This is a genomic window from Thioclava sp. GXIMD4216 (assembly GCF_037949285.1).
GTDB classification, from domain to species: domain Bacteria; phylum Pseudomonadota; class Alphaproteobacteria; order Rhodobacterales; family Rhodobacteraceae; genus Thioclava; species Thioclava litoralis.
On the sequence record NZ_CP149926.1, the window covers coordinates 427,846 to 449,830 of the forward strand.

General features: G+C 61.5%; 20 protein-coding genes and 1 tRNA gene. 12 read left to right on the plus strand and 9 right to left on the minus strand.

Annotation, left to right across the window (positions count from 1 at the left end):
• The first annotated feature begins 91 nt into the window (after nt 1-91).
• From WDB88_RS02185 to WDB88_RS02195, 3 genes are read left to right on the plus strand one after another with little or no spacing between them, the layout of a single operon-like run.
• Complete coding sequence (locus tag WDB88_RS02185) at nt 92-532, plus strand: hypothetical protein (protein WP_339108574.1); 441 nt, start codon at nt 92-94, stop codon at nt 530-532.
• Nucleotides 514-1,512, plus strand: coding sequence for an ATP-binding protein (locus WDB88_RS02190; RefSeq protein WP_339108575.1), 999 nt, complete (start codon nt 514-516; stop codon nt 1,510-1,512). Before WDB88_RS02185 ends, WDB88_RS02190 begins: the two co-directional genes overlap by 19 nt.
• A gap of 10 nt (nt 1,513-1,522) precedes the next feature.
• A complete protein-coding gene (locus WDB88_RS02195) occupies nt 1,523-3,877 on the plus strand; it encodes a S8 family peptidase (protein WP_339108576.1) in 2,355 nt (784 codons plus the stop codon).
• 460 nt (nt 3,878-4,337) lie between these two features.
• Here WDB88_RS02195 and WDB88_RS02200 read toward each other — a convergent pair whose 3' ends face one another.
• Nucleotides 4,338-5,108, minus strand: coding sequence for an IclR family transcriptional regulator (locus WDB88_RS02200; RefSeq protein WP_339108565.1), 771 nt, complete (start codon nt 5,106-5,108; stop codon nt 4,338-4,340).
• 88 nt (nt 5,109-5,196) lie between these two features.
• Between WDB88_RS02200 and WDB88_RS02205 the strand changes: the two genes are divergently transcribed.
• Together WDB88_RS02205 and WDB88_RS02210 are read left to right on the plus strand one after the other, a co-directional pair.
• The gene (locus tag WDB88_RS02205; RefSeq protein ID WP_339108566.1) at nt 5,197-6,018 is read left to right on the plus strand and encodes an antibiotic biosynthesis monooxygenase; all 822 of its coding nucleotides are present in this window, start codon (nt 5,197-5,199) and stop codon (nt 6,016-6,018) included.
• Between the two features lie 12 nt (nt 6,019-6,030).
• Nucleotides 6,031-6,381: an EthD domain-containing protein gene (locus WDB88_RS02210; RefSeq protein WP_339108567.1), complete on the plus strand. Its 351-nt coding sequence runs from the start codon at nt 6,031-6,033 to the stop codon at nt 6,379-6,381.
• A 492-nt stretch (nt 6,382-6,873) separates the two neighbouring features.
• On the opposite strand, the gene WDB88_RS02215 is transcribed toward WDB88_RS02210, so the two are convergent.
• A complete protein-coding gene (locus WDB88_RS02215; protein ID WP_339108577.1) occupies nt 6,874-7,371 on the minus strand; it encodes a VOC family protein in 498 nt (165 codons plus the stop codon).
• Between the two features lie 178 nt (nt 7,372-7,549).
• On the opposite strand from WDB88_RS02215, the gene WDB88_RS02220 reads away from it, so the two are divergent.
• Nucleotides 7,550-8,521 (plus strand): hypothetical protein, encoded by a 972-nt coding sequence (locus WDB88_RS02220; RefSeq protein ID WP_339108578.1) that lies wholly within the window; start codon nt 7,550-7,552, stop codon nt 8,519-8,521.
• 373 nt (nt 8,522-8,894) lie between these two features.
• The gene (locus WDB88_RS02225) at nt 8,895-9,626 is read left to right on the plus strand and encodes a class I SAM-dependent methyltransferase (RefSeq protein WP_339108579.1); all 732 of its coding nucleotides are present in this window, start codon (nt 8,895-8,897) and stop codon (nt 9,624-9,626) included.
• A 220-nt stretch (nt 9,627-9,846) separates the two neighbouring features.
• Here WDB88_RS02225 and WDB88_RS02230 read toward each other — a convergent pair whose 3' ends face one another.
• The 3 genes from WDB88_RS02230 to WDB88_RS02240 are packed head-to-tail and all read right to left on the minus strand — an operon-like array spanning nt 9,847 to nt 14,218.
• A complete protein-coding gene (locus tag WDB88_RS02230) occupies nt 9,847-11,364 on the minus strand; it encodes a multicopper oxidase domain-containing protein (RefSeq protein ID WP_339108580.1) in 1,518 nt (505 codons plus the stop codon).
• Between the two features lie 44 nt (nt 11,365-11,408).
• Nucleotides 11,409-11,732: a hypothetical protein gene (locus WDB88_RS02235; protein ID WP_339108581.1), complete on the minus strand. Its 324-nt coding sequence runs from the start codon at nt 11,730-11,732 to the stop codon at nt 11,409-11,411.
• A gap of 50 nt (nt 11,733-11,782) precedes the next feature.
• Nucleotides 11,783-14,218 carry a heavy metal translocating P-type ATPase gene (locus WDB88_RS02240; protein ID WP_339108582.1) on the minus strand — a complete coding sequence of 812 codons (2,436 nt, stop codon included), beginning with the start codon at nt 14,216-14,218 and terminating at the stop codon, nt 11,783-11,785.
• A 65-nt stretch (nt 14,219-14,283) separates the two neighbouring features.
• Between WDB88_RS02240 and WDB88_RS02245 the strand changes: the two genes are divergently transcribed.
• Nucleotides 14,284-14,811: a MerR family transcriptional regulator gene (locus WDB88_RS02245; RefSeq protein ID WP_339108583.1), complete on the plus strand. Its 528-nt coding sequence runs from the start codon at nt 14,284-14,286 to the stop codon at nt 14,809-14,811.
• 466 nt (nt 14,812-15,277) lie between these two features.
• Here WDB88_RS02245 and WDB88_RS02250 read toward each other — a convergent pair.
• The 4 genes from WDB88_RS02250 to WDB88_RS02265 form a co-directional block, all read right to left on the minus strand.
• Nucleotides 15,278-15,353 (minus strand) — tRNA-Thr (locus WDB88_RS02250).
• A 179-nt stretch (nt 15,354-15,532) separates the two neighbouring features.
• Entirely contained in the window at nt 15,533-17,089 is a 1,557-nt protein-coding gene (locus WDB88_RS02255) for a heme biosynthesis HemY N-terminal domain-containing protein (protein WP_339108584.1), read from the minus strand.
• A gap of 12 nt (nt 17,090-17,101) precedes the next feature.
• Nucleotides 17,102-18,331, minus strand: a complete 1,230-nt coding sequence (locus WDB88_RS02260) for a hypothetical protein (RefSeq protein WP_339108585.1) — start codon at nt 18,329-18,331, stop codon at nt 17,102-17,104.
• A gap of 67 nt (nt 18,332-18,398) precedes the next feature.
• Nucleotides 18,399-19,112: a uroporphyrinogen-III synthase gene (locus WDB88_RS02265; protein WP_339108586.1), complete on the minus strand. Its 714-nt coding sequence runs from the start codon at nt 19,110-19,112 to the stop codon at nt 18,399-18,401.
• A gap of 96 nt (nt 19,113-19,208) precedes the next feature.
• Here WDB88_RS02265 and tsaD point away from each other — a divergent pair, with 96 nt between their 5' ends.
• From tsaD to WDB88_RS02285, 4 genes are read left to right on the plus strand one after another with little or no spacing between them, the layout of a single operon-like run.
• Nucleotides 19,209-20,303, plus strand: coding sequence for a tRNA (adenosine(37)-N6)-threonylcarbamoyltransferase complex transferase subunit TsaD (gene tsaD, locus WDB88_RS02270; RefSeq protein WP_339108587.1), 1,095 nt, complete (start codon nt 19,209-19,211; stop codon nt 20,301-20,303).
• A complete protein-coding gene (locus tag WDB88_RS02275) occupies nt 20,300-21,253 on the plus strand; it encodes an NAD(P)H-dependent glycerol-3-phosphate dehydrogenase (RefSeq protein WP_339108588.1) in 954 nt (317 codons plus the stop codon). The genes tsaD and WDB88_RS02275 overlap by 4 nt, the downstream gene beginning before the upstream one ends.
• Nucleotides 21,254-21,520 carry a YciI family protein gene (locus WDB88_RS02280; protein WP_339108589.1) on the plus strand — a complete coding sequence of 89 codons (267 nt, stop codon included), beginning with the start codon at nt 21,254-21,256 and terminating at the stop codon, nt 21,518-21,520.
• The gene (locus WDB88_RS02285; RefSeq protein ID WP_339108590.1) at nt 21,520-21,942 is read left to right on the plus strand and encodes an EVE domain-containing protein; all 423 of its coding nucleotides are present in this window, start codon (nt 21,520-21,522) and stop codon (nt 21,940-21,942) included. The genes WDB88_RS02280 and WDB88_RS02285 overlap by 1 nt, the downstream gene beginning before the upstream one ends.
• Nucleotides 21,943-21,985: the final 43 nt, after the last annotated feature.

Genomic DNA, 21,985 nt, shown 5'->3' on the forward strand with positions numbered 1-21,985 from the left:
GCGGGGAGCGGACCTTCGCCGCGGAGACAATCCGATTACCCTGCAAAGATAGAAGCCGACATTAAGAGTGGACCAAGAACGAGCTGGCTCTGTGGCGCCGCATGACGGCACCGAGCCCCATTTTCCGAATGCGGCAAGGTGCGCGAAAGGGATGATGTCCCGGGACACCATCGAGAAAGGCGACTTCGACCTCACGGCTGCGGGTGCGGCAGGTTGTTCCATATGGATCAAGATGCGGGCCAACGCAGCGCACGGAAATCTGGTAACGATACTGTTGCAACAGTCTATCCTTTCGCTCAGACGCGCACGGGAGCGCCTGCGTGACTACAGCGACCCGTTTCTGCCGGGCCGGTTCGACCTGCGTCTATTTACGAAAGCTGACTGGGATGGCTTCAAGAACCGCGCCAGCATGCATTTCCATCACTCAGTCTGGCTACGAGGACTCCAAGACCTCAATTATTGTTGTCAAGGTCCTTATCGAACAGGTATGGAGGGAAAGACGAAGGAGGCGAAATGGCACGCGGCGAACTGATGAAAAAGCTCATAACGAGCTACGGTCGGGATGACAAATTCCGCACCGTAGTCGAGCAGATCATCGGCGAGGAGGAGCGCAAGGGCAATCGAGTGCTCGCGGGCTCCCTGCGCAAGTCTCTCGATCGCCTCGGTGAAGGTTCGACCCAAACGGCTCCTGCAAGTAAGCTCCTGCCCTTCCCGGACGAGGCACGCGATTTCATCCAGCGGGTGGAGCCGCAGCGCACACCCGCCGAGCTTCACCTGTCGCATGAGAATAAGGAACTTTTCGCCGGCATCATCCGCGAGTTCCGGCAAGCGGACCGCCTGCACCGCCATGGTCTCGAGGTACGCTCCAAGCTTCTCTTCTGCGGCCCGCCCGGCACGGGCAAGACCATGTGCGCGGAGGTGTTTGCCGGTGAACTGGGGCTACCCTTTTTCCACGTACGCCTCGACAGCCTCGTGTCGTCATATCTCGGAGAGACGGCCACCAACATCCGCAAGACCTTCGAGTTCGCACGGCGCCAGCCTTGCGTCCTATTTTTCGACGAGTTTGACGCGCTTGCGCGCTCGCGGGAAGAGCCGACCGAGACCGGTGAATTGCGCCGTGTGGTCAACAGTCTACTAATGTTCATTGAGCAGATTGAGCCCGGCGGGTTTCTGATCGCCGCGACGAACCTCGCGGGCCAGCTTGATCAGGCAATTTGGCGGAGATTCGACGAGGTGGTCTGGTTCGATCTACCCAACGCGCGGATGATCGAAGCTTATATGCGGCACGCTTTCCGCAACGTGGCGACTTCCATTGATCCGGCTATCTATGTCGATCGCCTGACGGGTTGTTCCTATGCGGAACTGGCTCGGATCACCCAACAAGCGATCAAGCTGTCGATCTTGGATGGTAACACGGGTGTGACAGACGGTCACTTACGCTCAGCCCTGCGCAATTCCGAACGCCGGCGCGCGAGGGCTTGCGAAGGTGGTGCGGGCACCACTTCCGTATAGGAACCAGGGGATGGCACAGCTCGAGCACCTGCAACTGATCCGTGCCCGCGTGCCGATCGCGCGCCGCAAAACCGGCGGAGGCGGCGCCCCGCCCGGACGCGGCGGCGGTCATGGCGGTGCCCTTCAGGCGGAGACCCGGACTGCGATGGCAGAGCAGATAGCCGCAAAGCCAGCCGCCTTCGTCGACCCCTCTCTACTCCTTCGCGTACAAGTTGACGGTCATATCGCCGAGAGCGATTGGGAGAGGCTCGGCCTCTTGGTCGTCTCCAGCGATGCGGATCGCACTGTCCTGCTCTTCTCTTCGACAGGCGACCTGACTGAGTTCATGGACCGCCTCAGTAAGTTCGACGCACCGCCAGCCAACCCGGGTCAGAAAAATCCGAACTACGCCGGCCTCGTGGGGAGAATTGATGGGATCGGAGGGCTCGCCCCGCGTGACCGGCTCGGGCCGAAGATCAAAGCTGAGGGCATCACTGAAGCTGAGGATCTTCAGGACGATGTTCAGTACGTCCTCGACATCGAACTCTGGGAGTTCGGCACCCGGCCTCAGCGCGAAGCGAAGGTTGCGGAAATCGAACAGTTTCTTGTCGCCCAAGGCGGAGCCGTATACGACACCTATATAGGGCCCTCCATAACCGTAATGCGCGTGGAAGCGACGGGTCGCGGCCTTCGGCCCCTCCTCGGGGTGCCCGAAATCGCGATCATCGACCTACCGCCGGAGCCGGATCTCGTAGCCCAACCGATGGTGGCCTTGGACGCGGGCAGGATGCCCCCTGTCCTTGATCCGGCGGAGGGTGCGCCGATCATCGGCATCCTCGACAGCGGCGTAAATGATCATCCTCTACTAAACGGGCTCGTTGTCGGTCGTCACCTCGGCGAGGGCATAGTAGGCGCTGCCGATGTTTGGGGACACGGCACATCAGTCGCAGGAGCGGCACTCTTCGGTGACCTACGCGACGCGATTCCAGCAGGTTCCTTGGAGCCGGTCGGACGTCTGGCCGTGGCCAAGGTCGTGGGCGACAACGGCCGGTTCCCCGAAAGACGCACCGTGCCCCGTGTAATGGATACGGCAATTCGCACGCTACACGCGGACCAAGGCTGTAGGCTGTTCGTGCTGTCTCTTGGCGATACTAACGCTAACCTACCACAGGGTCGCGTTGGTCCCTGGGCCGCGACCCTTGACGCGCTCGCTCGCGAGCTCGACGTACTAATCGTCGTCTCCGCCGGCAATCGGGGGCGCCCGAGACCCTTCATGGCAGCTACGTCTGAGGAGTTGGTAACCGTATACCCAACCTATCTGCTCGAGCCTGAAAACCGGTTGGCTGAGCCCGCGGGCGCAGCGAACGTCATGACAGTCGGCGCTGTGGCGGGAGGGACGGGCCTCGACGCTCGGCATGCGCATGATGCAAATGTTCGACCGATTACGCATGAATGGGGCGAGCCCTCGCCATTCACACGGGTTGGACCTGGTGCGGGCGGTGTGCGAAAGCCCGACGTCGTCGATCTCGGCGGCACAGCCGTCTTCGACGTACCTTCGGTCAGCTTGGCAGGCGCGCCGCGTCTACCCGCAGCGGGGGTCATCACGCTGAATCATCGCTACACCGAGCAGTTCCTCACTGCCGCCGGGGGCACATCTTTCGCCGCGCCGCTATTGATCCACAAAGCCGCGCGCCTACTACGCCGTATGCCCAATGCGTCTGCCAACCTTTTACGAGCGCTCCTCGTGGGCGCGGCGCGCTCGCCTGATGCCTTCGAACGACGGTTGGGTGTAATGACAGCTGCCGAGCGCGTCAGGATTGGAGGCAACGGTGTCGTTGACCCCATCCGCGCCGCCTATTCGGATGATCATCGTGTCGTCCTCTACGCTGAGGACGCCTTAGAGATGGATCAATTCGCAGTATATAGACTGCCCATCCCACCTGAGTTCCGAACGGGTGGGGACCGTACGATCCGGGTCTCCCTGGCCTACGACCCGCCCGTCCGGCGCACCCGTAGTGACTATCTCGGCACCAAAATGGATTTCCGACTGCTGCGCGGCATCGACGAGGCAGAGCTCTTTGAGCACTTCCGCGAACGAGACAAGACGTTGGAGGGGGCAGCGCCAGCCGTGCCTCCGAGGTTTAAGTGCAAGCTCCAACCCGGATCGGACGAGCGCGCGGGTAACACAGTCCAGACGGCCTCTGTAACTTTCAAACGTGATACGGGGGAGTACGGAGAGGTCTACTACCTCGTCGTGCGGTGTCTCTCCCATTGGGCGGTGGACCAAGTTTTTGATCAGCGGTTCGCAGTCGTCGTGGAACTTGAGCATCAACCGGAGATCAGAATTTACAACCGTGTTCGTGAGCGCGTGCAGGTACGGGCCTGAATTTTGGCAGAGACGCTACCCGAGGGTGAGACGGTTTCACCAATTATGCTCGGGTCTACGTTCCTTCCTACATATTGCAGCGAAAGCCCGCTCCGTCCGAAAGGTTTGAATAGGCTCTTGCCTTGGTTTCGCAACCGCAGCGAATGGCCGGTTTCGGGAAACTGCATCGCAGCGATGGCCGACTTGGCGAATGCCCGCTGAGGGCCGATTGTGTTGAAAAACTCTCTCACCGAGCACTCACAGGGCTCCACCGAGAATTTTATTCTGGTGAAAGTCAGATCGCCCTCTCTGGCGAGGCACTTTAGCCCTAAGTTAGAACAGGCGTTCTGGAACCCTGCACTGTGCTGAAGCCACCCGAGTTTTTCAACACAATCGGCCGAAGACGTCGATACAGTGGTGCGGCCCTCGTATCGGGCTGCCGCACCGCCGCATGACCGGCTTGAGCCCTTTGTGACAGGTATCAGCCCCGACCCGGAGCGGACGCGTCTGATACAAGTTCGCTCATGATGTGCGCCATTTCGTCCAGCCGCGTCGCAGTCAGGCGGCTGCTTGGTCCGGCGAGGCCGAAGCCGGCGCGGACTTCCCCATCGTCGTGCCAAGGGACGGCAACGCAGTTGAGGCCTGGGCACCAGTTCTCTTGGTCAAGAGCATGGCCGCGTTCAGCTATCGCGTCGATTTCGGCCGCGATCCCCGGACCGATGCGGGGCGCGTGGACCTCGAACATCCGGTGGCGTAGAGCGGGAAGAAATGCCAGGAAGAGAAGACCGATAGCTGAGCCTGCCATCGGCTGACGCTCTCCACGTTGGCTCGAGGCGCGCAGAGTGCGAGGGCTTTCGATTGCGTCAAGAAAGTAGACCTCGTCTCCGGAGGGGACAGCGAGGAACACCGTTTCACTGGTTTGGGCTGCCATCTCCTCCAGAGCGGGGCGCAACCGGCGCCGGAGAACCTCGTCATCGCCCACTACACGGGCAAGGTTCAGGATGCGATCCCCGAGATGATAGCGCATGTCGCCGGGGCGACGTCGGATGTAGCCGGCATCCTGAAGGGTTCTGAGGATATTGTGCGCGGTCGTCGTCTTCAGGCCAGCCCCCTCTGCAATCTCTCCCAGAGAGGCGGCACCGCCTGCGTGGGCGATCGTATCGAGCATCTCGAGGGCGCGGGTGACGGACTGGATCATCGGTAAAATTTCCACATGAATGAAGTTTTGAAAAAATATAGCCGAAGCACTCACTCATTCCAGTTTGTAACGGAACGGGCGTCCTCAGGGACGTGTTGGCCCGGTGACTGCCGCAGCGCAGTATCCCAAGACGGAGACGACCATGACACGCACGATGATCGCAAGGGTAACGCCCAAGGTTGGTCAGACCGAAAGGCTGGCATCACTAGTGGAAACGCTGGCGCAGCAGGTGCGCCGCGAAGCGGGCAACATCCGCTTCGAGGCCTTCAGCGAAGACAGCGGTGCGGTGGTGATGCTCGAGGAATACCGCGACGACGCGGCCTTTGAAGCACATCTTGCCCAACCCCATACCCAAGAGTTCAACGCAGCGCTTGAGGAGGTTGCCACCGGAGGCGCATCGTCCGTGACCGACCTCGCCGGCTTTGCTGGCGCACGAGCCTCGGCTCCGGGAATTCGGGCTGTGGACCATGCGGGCCTCACCGTGCCTGACATTGAGGCCGCGACCCGCTTCCTGTCCGACGCTTTCGGAGCCGTCACGCTTTACGACGTGTTGCCAGAGGAAGGGCCCGACATGGAAGGCGAAGGGCCAGAGGCGGAACTGGGTCTTTTGCCAGGAACACGGATCGAACACATGCGCCTCGTGCGGATTGGCAACGGGCCAAGCCTCGAGCTTTTCCGAATGGAAGACGGGACACAGTCCGATCCTGCGCGCCTTCAGGATCTCGGGCTCACGCACCTTGGCCTCTACGTCGACGACATCGATGCGGCATGCGCTGCTTTCACGGCCGCCGGAGGCACGCTGCTGAAGGGGCCACATCCGCTGGCCAACAACGAAGACAATGACGGCAATGCAGGCATTTATGGGCGCGCGCCTTGGGGCACGCTGTTTGAGCTGCTGACCTATCCCGGCGGCATCGACCTGCCCACGGACTCCCCGGCGCCCCGCTGGACCCCCCATCCCTGAAGGACCAAGACCATGATCAAGATGACAATGCTTCTGAAGCGCAATCCGGATATCGACCACGCGGCCTTCGTGCGGCACCACCGTGAGACACACGGGCCCTTGTTCCGTTCGATCCCGGAGGCAAAGACCCATGTGCTTCGCTACATCCAGACCCACCCGACGGAAGGCGAGTTTCCCGTCCCGCAGGCCGACTTCGATGGCACCGCCGAAATCTGGTTCGATAGCCCTGAAGGGATGAAAGCCGTGCTCGGATCAGAAACCTACGAACAAGCGGTTTTTCCAGACGAGCAAACCTTCCTCGACCATGAGAACACGCTCATCCTCGTGGGTGAGCAAACCGAGATCATCGAGGAGAAGGCATAGTCGGAAAAGTGGTAGCGCCGTGGTGAGTGAGGTTATGAAAGCGCCCGCTTCTTCCCTATGGCTGCTCGGAGGTAGGATGACCTAAGCTGGAGCAGCGACCGGCGAACGGCGGCATTGTCCGCGTTGCTGACGTTGGCCTAAGCAATCACGCTGCATGGAGCCATGAATGACCGGTCTAGGGAAGCACCCCGCAGCGATGACCAGCCTGGTGAACGGCGGCTATGGGCCGATCGCGTCGATAGGGTGGCGCGACCCTCGTGATGGGGCCGCCGCATGACCGGTTTGAGCCCAGACTACCACATGCAGCTAACGCAACATTCTGCAGATGCAGAAAGGTCGCGCCGGTAATTCCGGCCCTGTCCGGACATTCGCCAAGCTGGCTCCGCTGGAGCGCAGCTTCCCCAAACCGGCCGTCCGTGGCATCATGCAGCGTGACCCGGCAGCCCGATGTCGGCAATGCGGACGAAACCGACATTCCGTCTTTGGCCAGCATCAAGCGCCGGGCCTACGCATTCCAAGGTCCTGAAAGAACCGTAGCAGATAGCCATCCGGGTCGGCGACCACGAATTGCCTGTTTCCTCCTTCGGCATCCCCAACGCGATACCATTTTTCCTCCACAGGAAGAAAAAGTGGGTGGTTGATGTCGGCTAGAGCTTCAACAAGCGGGTCCACAGATGGCACACGGATTTGAACATTCAGGCCCATACCAAAGGGATAGCTTACAGGAAGATACCCATCATCGAAGGTGCGGCCTTGTCCTATCTGATCGATCATCAGCTCCGCATCGCCAAGTTGGAGATAGCAGAAGCCTTCTTCGGGACGCTCATAGGCGCACTTGAAACCAAGCACATCGCAATAGAACGCCTTTGAACGACGCCAATCCGAGACTGAAAATTCGGGAACTAGTGCGTTAGCCAAATCATGCCCTCCAAAATTATCAGCCAGCTCTAGCTCGAGGTTACCCGTCCGGAAAGGGCTCAAACCGGTCATGCGGCGGTACGGCTGCCCGATACGAGGGTCACGCAACGGTACCGACGTGTCTGGCCCTGAGCCGACATCCGTTCGACTGGCCAAGCTGGTCGCAGCTTCTCCGAACCGGACATTGCCCTTCTTTTATAAGGCCACGATAAAGGAACACAGTCTTTTGGCCCACACGGGGAGTTCCGGAATGAAATTTGGTCTGTCTTTGATTCTGATCCTGATCGCAGGGCCTTCTCTTTCTCAAACTGTTCCAGGACTTGCTCATCTCTTGGACACATCCGAGGGCGCGCGCCCTCTGTCCGTGTCGATCTGGTATCCGTCCGAGGCAAAAACATCGGGCTCTGTCGGTGGAAATCCCGTTTTCGAGGGGGTTACAGCAGCACCAAATGCGGAGTTCACGCATAGCGCGCTCCCGCTGGTGATTGTGTCACATGGCGGCCTGCGATCTGCGCCTGATTCAGGTGCCTGGCTCAGTTCCGCCATCGCTCGGGCAGGCTTCGTTGTGGCCGAAGTCAATGCACCGCACCCGGACAACGCGGCCGCTGCCCTGAACGAAATCTGGCAAAGACCCTGGGACATCAGCCGCGCGATTGACCTGGTGCTGACCGATACGACTTGGGGGCCGCGAGTTGATGAAACCAAGGTATCAGTCGCTGGATTCGCACTTGGCGCGACCGCTGCCCTGTCCGTCGGCGGAGCAGAGTTTGATGTCGCCAGCTACCTTCACTCTTGCGCGCCGGACAGAGAACAGCGCGGACCGGATTGCGGGTGGTTAGCTGCCCAAGGCGTCGACATGTCGGCCACCAACCTGGACGGCCTGGCTGGGATGGCGCGAGACCCCCGCGTGACTTCGGTAATAGCCATAAACCCGGAATATCCGGAAGACCTGGGTTCGGTGCCGGCGGGTGTTCGGACGCTATCGATTTCCCTTGGCAAGCCCGAGAGCACATCGGCTGATGATCAGCAGACTCCGTCCTTTGTCTTGCCCCAAGCATCGATACTCGATGCCTTCTCCGTTTGCACGTTAGCCGGACCGAAGATCCTGATGGAGGAAGAAGGTGATGCATCGATCTGTGGTGTATCTTCGGACGCACGCCGGGCGATCCATCAAGACGTCTCTGACGCAGTCATATCCTTCCTGAATGGCGGTCCCAAATAAGCTGAAGGTGATGATCAGACGGCCCATACCCGTCGTTCGCCAGGACCACCAACGCCACAGTGCAGCTTCCTCAAACCGGTCATTCAAGGCGCCGAGCAGCATGGACTAGGGCGCCCAGGCCAGCAGAGCGGACATCCCGGGCCTTCGCGAGAGCGGTCAAATTGACTTTTCTCGCCACACGGTTAATACTGCTCGCATGGTTGAGAAAGACATCCACATTGTCGCCCGGTTGGCCGGTATCCCCTTGGCGGGATGCCGGGAAGACAATCACGTGACCTGACCACGCTGATTGCAGCCTCGGCCTCGCCCTTATGGACGAGGCGCTTTGGCGTGGGAAACGTGCCTTGTCCTCCCCCTTTCTCTGGAGACACTCATGGCACAGAATATCTACGACGACCCCGATTTCTTCGCTGGCTACAGCCAGCTTCCCCGACAGGTGCAAGGGCTGGATGGTGCGCCGGAATGGCCCGCCATCCGCGCGTTGCTGCCGGACGTCACAGGCAAGAAGGTGGCCGATCTGGGCTGCGGCTTCGGTTGGGCATCCCGCTGGTTTCGAGAAAACGGTGCAGCTTCGGTTCTAGGGCTTGATCTGTCTCGGAACATGATCGACCGAGCCCGGGCCGACACTGACGATGCCGCCATCGACTATCGCATCGGCGATCTCGACACGCTTGATCTTCCGCAAGCCGCATTCGATCTGATTTATAGTGCGCTAACCTTCCACTACGTACAGGACTTCGGGCGGCTGATGCGTGCGATCCACCGCGCGCTGTCGTCCGGCGGCGATCTGGTTTTCACTATAGAACACCCGATCTTCATGGCCGCGACCTATCCGCATTGGATCAAGGACAAGGACGGTCGGAAAACCTGGCCGGTCAACGGCTATTCAATGGAGGGCGAACGCCGCACCGATTGGTTCGCGGAGGGTGTGCTGAAGCACCACCGGACGCTGGCGACCACGATCAACACGCTGCTGGCCGCAGGCTTCGCGCTGCGCCGGATCGAGGAATTTGCCCCGGCGCCGGATCAGATCGCGGCGATGCCGCAACTGGCCGAAGAGATGGAACGGCCGATGATGCTGATGGTTTCGGCATACAAGATCTAATCTGGTTGCCGCCCGGCCTTTCTGACCGGGCGGCGTACCACCAAATGGCGTGTAAGGGTTAAAAGCGGCCATGCGGCGGCGCACGCACATGTCTCCCAGGTGCGCCGTCGATCCGGCCCAATCCGGACATTAGAAACCAAATGAGGGAGGTCCGCATAGAGCCAAGGTTCTCGATACAAGCTTTTCGAACGCAGCCGAGCATGCATGCTCGGCTGCTCTATTAGACGTTCGTAGTAACCTGCAACTCGGTCATCATTCCTGTCGCGAGGTGGCCCATATGGTGACAATGTAGCATCCAGCGCGCAGTCTCTCCGGCATCGAAGGCGATGGTGACCATGCTCATCGGTGGCACCACGACTGTATCGCGTCTGGCCCCCGCAAAACGGCGGCCGTTAATCGCCACGACCTGGAACACATGGCCATGTAGATGCATCGGATGCGCCATCATCGACATGTTGTGGAAGGTCATCTCGACCCGCTCGCCATGGATTACCGGAATGGGTGCATGATTGGCCCAGACCTGACCGTTGATCGTCCAGCGATAGGGATCCATGCTGCCGCCCAGCATAACATCGTGGTGACGGCTGACCTCGCGCGCGGGAAGGCTTTGCACTGCCCGCAGCCGGTATTCCAGATCTAGATCCTGCGTCGCGGCCGGTGTTTCGGTCTCCGCATCGCCTGATAGCTTTGCGATCGTAGCGCCTGCGCTGGCCAGAACAAGGCCGGTCTGCTTGGTGCTGCCCTCGCGCTTGGCAAGAACCGGATAGGCCCCGCTTTGCGCAGGAAGATCCACAAGGATATCCATCCGCTGAGCCGGAGAAATCGGGAAACGGCTGCCCGCCACGGGCTGGACTTGCTCGCCATCCACCGCGACCAGCGCCCCCTCGAGCGCGCCAAGATCGAGCCAATAGGCGGTCATCGAGGAGCCGTTTATGACGCGCAGACGGACGCGCCCGCCCTTTTCCACCGTCACGACCTCCGGATCGTCGAGCGTGCGGTCATTGGCGAGATAGGCGTCGAACTCGAAATCGTTCAGATCCATCGCCATACCGGACATATGATCCATTCCCGATTCGCTGGAATGGTCCATGGTCATGCTAGACATATCCATGCCCGACATATTCCCATGCGACATAGTTTGGTGAGACAGGGGCGCAGAGCCGCCTCCCATCTGATGGCCCGACATATCATGGCCCTCCATATGGCCACCGGCCAGCTGGTCGAGCACCTCCTCCGGCGCGAGGAAGCTGAAATCATGGAGGAACATCACGACCTCCCGCCGGTCCTCCGCCTGTTCCTCGGCGCTCCGGACAATGAGAGGCGCCGCCAGCAGGCCAAGCTCGTGCTGGGGCACATGCGAATGCATCCAGAACGTGCCCGCACGGGGTGCGAAATCATAGGCGCGGATCTCGCCCACCTCCAGCATCGGGTTGGTATTGGGCGCACCATCCTGCGCATTGGGCGGGATCTGCCCATGCCAGTGGATGATCGTCTCCATATCGAGATCATTTGTCAGATCGACGCGGAAACGCTCACCGGGGGCGAGGGTCAGCCCTTGGGTGCCCTGTGCATTCACAAGGCCCATAACGGTGGCGGCGCGCCCGTTTACCTCAAGGGTGCGAGTGGTCGCCTTGAGGCTATGCGCGGCGCCTTGCGCCTTCACGCGGGCAGGAAGAAGCAGGCCAGCTGATGTGGCAACACTTGCGGCCAGAAAGCCGCGACGGGTCAATGTGGTCATTGGAAATCTCCGTAAAACCGTTGGGGAAGAGGTTTTGGCGAAGATCAGAGACGTGGGGGACGGCGCAGCGGTGCGACGATCTCGGAGGCCAGATCGAGCTGGAAGCCCGAGCGGTCCATAGCGCGGGCAAGCGGGCGGACCGAAAGCTGCGCACTCTCTTCCCGCGTCGCCTGCGACAGAAGGCAATCCATCGTGCAGGACGCGCTATGGGCATGGCCTTCATGGTGATGGTCAGGCTCGGCCATTGCGGCACAGCAGCGCTCGGCAGGCTGGATCATGGATGCAAAGCTCGCCCCCGGCCCGAAAACGGACCAGAGCACGAGCGTCATCACCAGAACGGGGCGCAGGAGCCGGAGCATCGTGACCATGCTCAGAACCTACCCTGCGCCTGATCCGGCGTCAGATCACATTCCCGAGATCAGAGCTTCTGTCCCCGCAGCCGCAAAGCATTCCCGATCACCGAGACCGAGGACAGGCTCATGGCCAGCGCCGCGATCACCGGCGACAGGAGCACCCCAAAGATCGGATAAAGGATACCCGCCGCGATCGGCACGCCCGCAGTGTTATAGGCAAAGGCGAAGAAGAGGTTCTGGCGGATATTGCGCATTACCGCCTGCGCCAGTCTGCGCGCCTTGACGATGCCACGTAGGTCGCCCTTCACCAGCGTCAGACCCGCGCTTTCCACAGCCACATCGGCCCCCGTGCCCATCGCGATGCCGACATCGGCAGCCGCCAGCGCAGGTGCGTCATTGACCCCGTCACCCGCCATGGCAACGGACGCGTCCCCTTTGCGCAACTCCTCCACCAGCTTGGCCTTGCCTTCGGGCGAGACACCGGCGCGGATCTCGTCGATCCCCAGTTTGCGGGCCACGGCCGCGGCGGTGCGCTCGCTATCGCCGGTAGCCATCACGATGCGCAGCCCCGCTTCATGCAGCGCCTTGATCGCCTCGGGGGTTGTGTCCTTGATCCGGTCGGCCACCGCGACAACCCCGATGATCCGGTCGGCCTCGGCCAGCATCATCGCCGTTTTGCCCTCGTCCTGCAGCGCCTCGATCCGGTCTGTGACCTGATCGGGATCGGCCCCGCAATCGCGCATGAGGGCCGCGTTGCCGAAGGCCACCTGACGGCCCTCGATCCGCGCCATCACGCCTTTGCCGGTAATTGCCTCGAACCCTTCGGCCTCGATCTTCGGCGCGTCCTTCGCCCCTGCCAGAATGGCTTCGGCCAGCGGATGTTCCGAGCCCCGCTCGAGGGCTGCCACCAGCGACAGGATGCGCTCCTCCTCACCCTCGAGGGCCACCACATCGGTCAGCGTCGGGCGGCCTTCAGTCAGGGTGCCGGTCTTGTCGACCACCAGCACATCCACCTTGGCAAAGCGTTCCAACGCCTCGGCATCGCGCACCAGCACCCCCTCGGATGCGCCGCGCCCCGTGCCCACCATTACCGACATCGGCGTGGCCAGCCCCAGCGCACAGGGGCAAGCGATGATCAGCACCGAAACGGCGGCCACCACTGCATAGCCAAGCGCCGGAGACGGCCCGAAGACCATCCATGCAATGGAAGCCAGCACAGCGCAGGCCACCACCGCAGGCACGAAGAACAGCGCCACACGGTCGGCCAGCCCCTGGATGGGCGCGCGCGAGCGCTGTGCCTGACCCACCATCGACACGATGCGCGAGAGCGTGGTCTCCGCCCCCACCGATTGCGCTTCCATCACGAAACTGCCGGTTTTGTTGAGCGTGCCGCCGGTCACCGTATCGCCTTCAGCCTTTTCCACCGGAACCGGCTCGCCCGTCAGCATGCTCTCGTCAATGGTCGAGCCCCCTTCGGTGATGGCCCCGTCCACCGGCAACGTCTCGCCCGGGCGCACCCGCAGCCGGTCCCCTGCCTGCACCTGATCAAGCGGCACATCCTCCTCGCCCGCGTCACTTACCCGCCGCGCGGTCTTGGGCGCGAGATCCATCAGCACGCGGATCGCATCGCCCGTCTTCTCGCGCGCGGTCAGCTCCATGATCTGGCCCAGAAGCACCAGCACCAGAATGACGGCTGCCGCCTCGAAATAGATCGGCGGCTGGCCGTGCATATCGCGCAGCGCCTCGGGGAAAATACCGGGGGCCAGCAGCGAGACCAGCGAGAACCCGTAGGCCGCCGCCGTCCCCAGCGCGATCAGCGTCCACATATTGGGTGAGCGGTTGGTGACGGATTTCCAGCCCCGCACGAAGAACGGACGACACAGCCACAGAACCGGCGTCGCCAGCACGAATTGCAGCCACAGGAAGGGCCGCGCCCCGATCCAGTCCTCGAACGGCACCCCGATATGCGCCCCCATCTCGAGGATGAACACCGCCGCCGCCAGCGGCCCCGCGATCCACAGCCGCTTGCGGAAATCGACAAGTTCAGGGTTCGGCCCCTGATCGACAGAAGGCGTCATGGGTTCCAGCGCCATCCCGCATTTCGGGCAGTCACCCGGCTGGTCCTCGACGATCTCGGGATGCATCGGACAGGTATATTGCATGCCCTCGGGCATCGCCTTGGGCGCGGGCCGATCGCCCAGATAGGCCTCGGGATCGGCCTTGAATTTGCTCTCGCAATTTTCGGAGCAGAAATAGAACTTCTCGCCTTCCAGCTTGTGGAAATGCACCGCCGTCCCGCGATTGAGCGTCATGCCGCAGACCGGATCCTTGGCCTCGATATAGTCTTCGGACGCGGCCACGAACTTGTCGTGACAGCCCTGCGAGCAGAAATGATAGCTATGGCCATCATGCGTGGCACTGGGCTTTCCGGCATGGGGGTCAACAGTCATTCCACAAACAGGATCGCGGGTGACAGGGCTGGAATGGGCGTGGTCTTTCATGATCGCGGGTCCTTTTGGTTGGTCCGCCTCTCCAGATAGGGCCTCCAGTAGCTGGAGGGTCAAGCATGAAGGACGAAAAGATCGGCTTTTGGCCCAACGTGCTGGTCCCCACCCTGTTCCCGCTGCCTCGATGCGCTATTGTGATCTGTTGCACATGGAGGGACAAAATGAATATCGGCGAGATATCCAAAGCAACCGGCCTGCCAGTAAAGACCTTGCGCTATTACGAGGAGATCGGCCTTATCAGCCCGTCGCGTGCGCCCAACGGGTATCGCCTCTATGACGCAAAGGAGCTCGAACAGCTCCAGTTCCTTTCTCAAGCGCGCGCGATGGGGTTTCCTCTCGAGGAATGCCGAAGCCTCTTGGCTTTGTTGGCCGACAGATCGCGCGCCAGCCGTGATGTCCATGACCTGGCCCATACCCGTCTTCTTGAGGTCCAGAAACGTATTGCCGATCTCAAGGCTCTGGAAATGCGGCTCGAGGAGATGATGGCCAGATGCCGTGACGACGACAACCCTGACTGCGCCATACTGGATAGTCTCAGTAGGTTCGGAACGAAGATCACGCAGCCCGATGAAACGCGTCGAACATAGGTCCACAGAGTATTGATGGCACTGTTTGCAGGCCTTAGATTTTTAATGGCGGCCTTTTACGTGTCAGAGTTAAGCAAATAACTTTCGAAGCGGCTATATTTTTCCGAAGCTGCCATTGACGCAACACGCAGCGAAGGGCCGGTTTCCGCCCTTATTGTCTGATTATGTCACGTTCGAGACATGATCAGACATTTGCAGAGAACTATCGGTATGGATGCTTTTTTGCGCGGAATGAATTCGACCCACAAAAGGCGCTCGCTTGATGTGACGCTGCATAGGCCCTGCGACCTCAGTCGCAGGTAGTTCGACGAGGCGTTTCTGAGAATTGCCAGACAACCTGTATTGCTATTTTGGGATAGTGTGTCGGCCAAGACACCCAAGTGTGTTGGATTTACCATATTGACTGCGGTTTGGTAGCTTTATGCTCCAAATCTGCACTCTTATGGTCCAACTACACAAAGAAGGATGGTGCCGCTGAAGGGACTCGAACCCCCGACCCCATCATTACGAATGACGTGCTCTACCAGCTGAGCTACAGCGGCATCCTTCTTTTACACGGCCCTATTTGTGACTTAGGCCGCCTGCAAGTAACTGGCTTTGCACTTCCTTCATTCACGGGCGGACCCATTTGATACGAATGATGTGCTCTGCCAGCCAATCTACACCTGTACGGTGTGGCGCGGCAATTAGCATGCCGCGCCGGGGATGTGTAGCCCCTATTTTATCCCAAAGCGGATTTCTTTTGATCTTCTCCGGTTCCGGCAGACATCGAGGGGTCCGACCCCGTGCTGTTTTCATCCGCAGGAGGCTCTTCGGTCGCCCCGGTCACGATCTCGGCCTCTTCAACCTCGATCCCCGCCTCTTCGGCATTCCGCTCTGCCTCGCTTTCGGTCATCACGGCCGGAGCCCCCACGATCAACGGCAGCATCTCTGCCCCATGCGGCAGGGGCTGGTCCGATTTCGGCGGCTCGCGCCAGCTAAGCGTATCGAACCCACCGCAATTATCGCAGACCGGTGTCCACTCGCTTTGGATATTCTGGCAAGCGTCACAGCACCATTGCGGGCCACGCGGCGCGGTCAGCGCCTTGGCCAGCCAGCCACGAACGACCGCGTCATCCGAGCCTTCGCCACGCTCTACCGCAGCCATGATGGCCAGCACGCGCGAGGTGGGATGGGTGTCGGCCAGATTGCCCAGCGCCCGACGCGCCTCGGGGAAGTTTTCCGCCGCGATATTCAGCTCGGCCCGCAAAAGACGGGTCTCTTCGTGATCGGGGCGCAGCACCAAAAGCTTCTGGAAGCGCTTCAGGCGCGCCTGCGGGGTCTCGTCGGGCAGGATCGCCGCATAGGCAGATGCCAGATCCGGATGCGGCTGGGCCTCCCATGCCTTGCGGATCACCCGCTCTGCATTCTTCGGCTTGCCCTTCTCGATATAGGAACGGGCCGCCAGGGCCGCCGCCGGAATCAGATCGGGCGAGGACTTATTGGCTGCAATCGCGGCTTCGCGGGCCTCGATGCTGGCCCCCTCGTCGAGAATACCTTTGGCCTCTTGCAGCGCCAGCACCGCGTCACGGCGCTTGGCCACATCTTTCGGCAGCAGACCGCTATGCCGCTTATAGCTGATCACCTTGCGGGCATCGCTCCACTCGCCCTTCTCGGTCGAGAGCTTGAGCAGCGTATCCTGCGTTTCCTCATGCGACGGTTTGAGAGCATAGGCTTTCTGCGCAAGCGCCAGCGCGGTATCGGTATCGCCCTCGGCCAGCTTCTGGCGCATCAACCCCCGCACACCGATAAAACGGGTGCGCTGGTCCGATAGCAAAAGCTTGTAGGCTTCTGTCGCTTTCTTGGTGTCCCCTTTGGTTTCCGCCGCCTGCGCGACCAGAAGATTGGTCAGCTCGGGGCGGCCCAGCAGGCGTTGCGCCTTCTTGGCCTGGGAATAGGCCAGACGCCCCTCGCCCGATGCGACAGAAATCATGCCATCGGCCAGCGCCTTGTAACCGCGACGCTCGCGCGAACGGTCAAAATAGCGGGTCAACGCGGTCTCGTCACCCACGAGAAACCGCAAAAGCGCGACCACAAAGCCCACCAGTTTCAGGAAAATGAACACGGCAAGGATCAGCACGAGCGCGGCGATAATCGCCTGAACCGGACCGAGGTTATATTCCACCCCTGCCAGAACGACCTGCACCCCATCCGCCGAACTGGCCAGCGTCATCGCGCCATAAGTGACACCGGTGACCGCAATCAGAAAGACAGCGATTTTGATGAAAGACCAAAGCATGGCCGTCCCTCCTTATTGGACCTGCGAGGCAAGCGAAGCGACTGCCTCCTCAGCGGCGACACGTTTCTGTGCCTGAGCAACCCACCCCGACAGAATGTCCTGCGACACCTGCGGAAGGGCAGAAATTTCGGTAATGGCAGTTTTGAAGTCCCCCGCATCGACAGCGGCCTGCGCACGCGACAGCACGGCATCCGGCCCGCTGCCCTCTTGCGGGGCCACGGAACGCGCCCCTGTCTGCGTCAGAAGGAACGTCTCTATGCGGGCGCCCAGATTATCTCCGGCATCCGCGCGACGGGCCGCATCCAGTGCGCTCCGTGCAGGCGCGGGGAAGGCCTCCTGTAGTGCCTTGGTGCTTTGGGGTTCGATCCCTAGCGCCTCCGGCACATCAAGCTTTGCATCGCGCGCCTGTGCCACGGGTTCGGCAATCGGGGTGCCATTGAGGAGCGCAGCGCGGATTTGCGCAATGGCCGCGCGGGCACGGGCACGGCGCTCTGCCTCTTCGGCGGCCGCCGCATTGGGTCCGGTCACCCCTTCAAGTTTGGACTGCAGCGCAGTGATCTGCTCTTGCAGGCCAGAGATATCGCCCCCCCCAGATTGCCCCTGAGACTGGCCCATTGCCGCCATATTGTCCTGTAGCGCCGAAACGCTTTGCTGCAACGCGCTAACCTGCGACGACAGATCGGCCACGGATCCTTCCAGCGCAGAGCTGTCAACGGCCTGTTGCGGCGTGAAAATCCTTGCCTGAAGATCTTGCGGAAGCTGCGGCAATGCCCAGATCGCGGCAGCAGCCCCGATGACCGCCGCCACAACGCCGCCTGCCAGTAGCGCCCCGAAACCACCCCGCTTTTCGACAACCGTATGCGAAGCAACCGGCGCGACCGCAGGTTCGACCACAGGCTCTGGCGTCTCGGGCTCTGCAAGAGGCGCCGCCTCCACGGGGGCGGTATCTCCGGCCTCCGGCGCATCCTCTTTCTGTTCGGCCTCTTTCTGTTCGGCCTCGACCTGCTCTGCGGCAACGATATCATCGCTGCCAAAGGCCGTTTCTTCCGCCAGCCCCTCGTTGCGGCCTTCCAGCGGATCATCCGTCTCCACCTCTTCCGCCTCCGGTGCGGTATCGGCAGGCTTTTGCGCGGTCAGGGTGTCTGAGAGAGGCTCCGGAACGGCCGGGACGGATTCAGGCGTAACGCTTTCATCCTTCGCTGCATCAGGTTTTTCCGATTTCTTATCCTCGGGTGCAGCCACGGCAATTCCTCCTAAGCAATCCGCTGTATTGAACCGTGGCCACTCTAGCCCCCGGATCAACCTCTCTTCAAGTCGCAACGCTCCGACATGCCAAACGCTTGAGAAGCTCGACCATCGCAGCCGAACTTGTTTCCCGTGAAACCTCGATATGGGCGTTTGCCACAGCTGCAAGCTGCCGAGCTACAGTAGTGCTGATTGCGCCAAGGTATAGGGGGGCATGGTTTTCCGGCAAATATTTCGTAAAGATCTGTGCCGTACGCGGTGAAAAAACCGGCACCAAAACAGGGGTTTCTTCCGAAAGAAGTGCAAGCGCCTGCCTTGTCGGACGCTGCGGCACCTGTCGATAGACCTGAAGCGCAAAGGCCTGCCGCCCCGCCGCCAGAAGCCCGCCCACCAGATCATGGGCCAGATGATCGCCACAGACATGGACAAACGGCCCCGCACCGCCTTCGGCCAGAATCTGTTGTTCAAGCGCCTTGGCCTGCCCCGCACCGACGCGCACCGCATATCCGGCCTGCCGCGCCACCTCGGCCGTGCGTGCCCCCACGCACCATGCCCGCCGTCCCTGCATCCGGGGAAAAGCCGCCGCAAAAGGCGCAACCGCCTGCTGCGAGGTAAAGACCAGATCGCCCTCCGGACAGTTTGCGGGGGGAAGCGGCTCGATTTCGATCAGGGGCGAACACAGCGCGGGCAGGGTCACGCCCGCAGCCCGCAACGCGGCCAGAAACCGCGCATTCGCTTCGGCGGGACGGGTCAGCAAAAGGGTCGGAAACGGGTCCATCGGCATCCTGTTCGGGGCAAAGGGCCGTGAGCGCGGGATTGTCTCATGCCCCAAGCAGTGTTACCTGCAGCCTGACCCATACGCAATCGAGGCACCATGGCCCGGACCCTGACTTTTCTTGGTATCGAATCCAGCTGCGATGACACGGCCGCTGCCATCGTGCGTCACGGCGATGACGGCACACAGATTCTGGCCAGCATCGTTTCGGGCCAGACCGAGTTGCATGCAGCCTTTGGCGGCGTTGTCCCCGAAATTGCAGCCCGCGCCCATGCCGAAAAGCTCGATCTTTGTGTCGACCAGGCGCTGGAGCAGGCGCAGCTCGGGCTGACGGATCTGGATGGGATCGCGGTCACGGCAGGCCCCGGCCTGATTGGCGGCGTGATGTCGGGCGTGATGTGCGCCAAAGGAATTGCCGCCGGAACGGGACTGCCCCTGGTGGGGGTCAACCATCTGGCGGGCCATGCGCTGACCCCGCGCCTGACCGATGGCATGGCCTTTCCCTATCTGATGCTGCTGGTCTCGGGCGGGCATTGCCAGTTCCTGATCGCCCACGGCCCCGAGGAATTCACCCGTCTGGGCGGCACGATTGACGATGCACCGGGCGAGGCCTTTGACAAAACCGCCAAACTTCTGGCCCTGCCCCAACCCGGTGGCCCCAATGTCGAGACCGAGGCCGAGGGCGGCAATCCCAAAGCCTATGCCTTTCCGCGCCCGCTTCTGGACCGTCCGGGATGCGATATGTCTTTTTCGGGGCTCAAGACCGCGCTTTTGCGCACCCGTGACGAGGTCGTGGCCCAGCATGGCGGCCTGCCGCGCGCCATTCGCCGCGATATCTGCGCCAGCTTCCAAGCCGCCGTGACCGATGTTCTGGTCAAGAAATCGCGGCGTGCCCTGACCGAATATATGGACCTCGCGCCCAGCGCCCCCGGTTTTGCCGTGGCCGGCGGGGTGGCCGCAAACCGTGCCATCCGCGCGGGGCTCGAAAGCGTGGCAACCGAATTTGGCGCAACATTTGTGGCTCCCCCCCTGCGGCTTTGCACCGATAACGCCGCGATGATTGCATGGGCAGGCCTGGAACGTTTCCGGCTGGGGCATCGCGATGGCATGGATCTGGTCGCGCGCCCGCGCTGGCCGCTGGACCGCAAAGCGGCCCCCTTGCTGGGGTCGGGCAAGAAAGGGGCAAAGGCGTGATTTCGGTTCTGGGATCAGGGGCTTTCGGCACCGCACTGGCGATCAGCCTGTCGCAAAACGGTCCCGTCACGCTATGGTCGCGTGATGGCGAGCAGGTCCGCGCGATGCGTGAGACCCGCGAGAATGCCAAACGCCTGCCGGGGGCCAGCCTGCCCGATGCCATCACCATCACCGCAGATCTGGATGCCGCCTGTCGGGCGCAGACCATCCTTCTGGCGCTTCCCATGCAACGGACCGCTGCCTTTCTGGCCGAACATGCCCAGCTTCTGAAAGGCAAGACGCTTGTCAGTTGCTCCAAGGGAATCGATCTTGAAACCGGCAAGGGACCGACGGCGCTGATGGCCGCCCTTGTACCGCAGGCGCGCGCCGCCATCCTGACCGGCCCGAGCTTTGCCGCCGATATCGGGCGTGGCTTGCCGACCGCGCTGACGCTGGCCTGCGCGGATGGGGCCGAGGCGCTTCAGGCCGAACTCTCCACTCCCAGCCTGCGCCTGTATCGCAGCGCCGATACCATCGGGGCCGAACTGGGCGGCGCCCTGAAGAACGTGATCGCCATCGGCGCGGGCGTCGTGATGGGCGCAGGCATGGGGGATTCCGCCCGCGCTGCCCTGATGACCCGCGGTTTCGCGGAAATGAACCGGCTGGCCGTGGCCCGTGGTGCACGCCCCGAAACACTGTCGGGGCTAGCGGGCTTTGGTGATCTGGTGCTCACCTGCACCTCCAGCCAGTCACGCAATTTCCGCCACGGCTTTGCGCTTGGCGCAGGCGAGACCATAGACCAGACTGTGACCGTAGAGGGTGTGGCCACTGCCCATGCGGTTGCGCGTATGGCCGAACATGGCGGAATCGAGATGCCGATCGCAGTGATGATCGCCGCACTTTGCGACAACCGAATGACCGTGGCGCAAGCCACTCTGGCGCTGCTTTCGCGCCCTTTGAAGGAGGAATGAATGTTCTACGCCGTAATCTGCCGCGACAAGCCCGACCACCTGCAAACCCGTCTGGACACGCGCGAGGCGCATCTGGCCTATCTCAAGGAAACGGGTATCGTGGCACAGGCAGGCCCCTTCCTCGAGAATGGCGCGATGTGCGGGTCTTTGGTCGTGCTTGAAACCGACAGCCTTGCCGCCGCACAGGATTGGGCCGCAAATGATCCCTATGCCAAGGCGGGTCTCTTCGAAAGCGTCTCTGTCATGGAATGGAAGAAGGTCATCTGATGCGTTACTGGCTGTTCAAATCCGAGCCCAACAAGTTTTCCTGGGACCAGCTCGTTGCCAAAGGAGAGGCGGGCGAGGAATGGGACGGCGTGCGTAACTATCTGGCGCGCAACAATATGCGCGAGATGAAGATCGGCGATCGCGGGCTGTTCTACCATTCCAATATCGGCAAGGAAGTGGTGGGGATCTGCGAGGTCTGCGCCGAAAGCGCCCCAGACAGCACCACCGATGATCCGCGCTGGGATTGCGTGCATATCCGCGCGGTGCGTCCGGTCAAGCTGCCCGTGACGCTGGCCGATGTGAAAGCGGAGCCACGGCTGGCAGAGATGGCCCTCGTGACATCGATGCGGCTTTCGGTACAGCCGGTAACGGAAGAGGAATGGCGCATCGTCTGCGCGATGGCCGAAACCGACCCGAACTGAGCCATCGACCAGAGCCGGACATAAAAATGAGGGTTCCGGCACC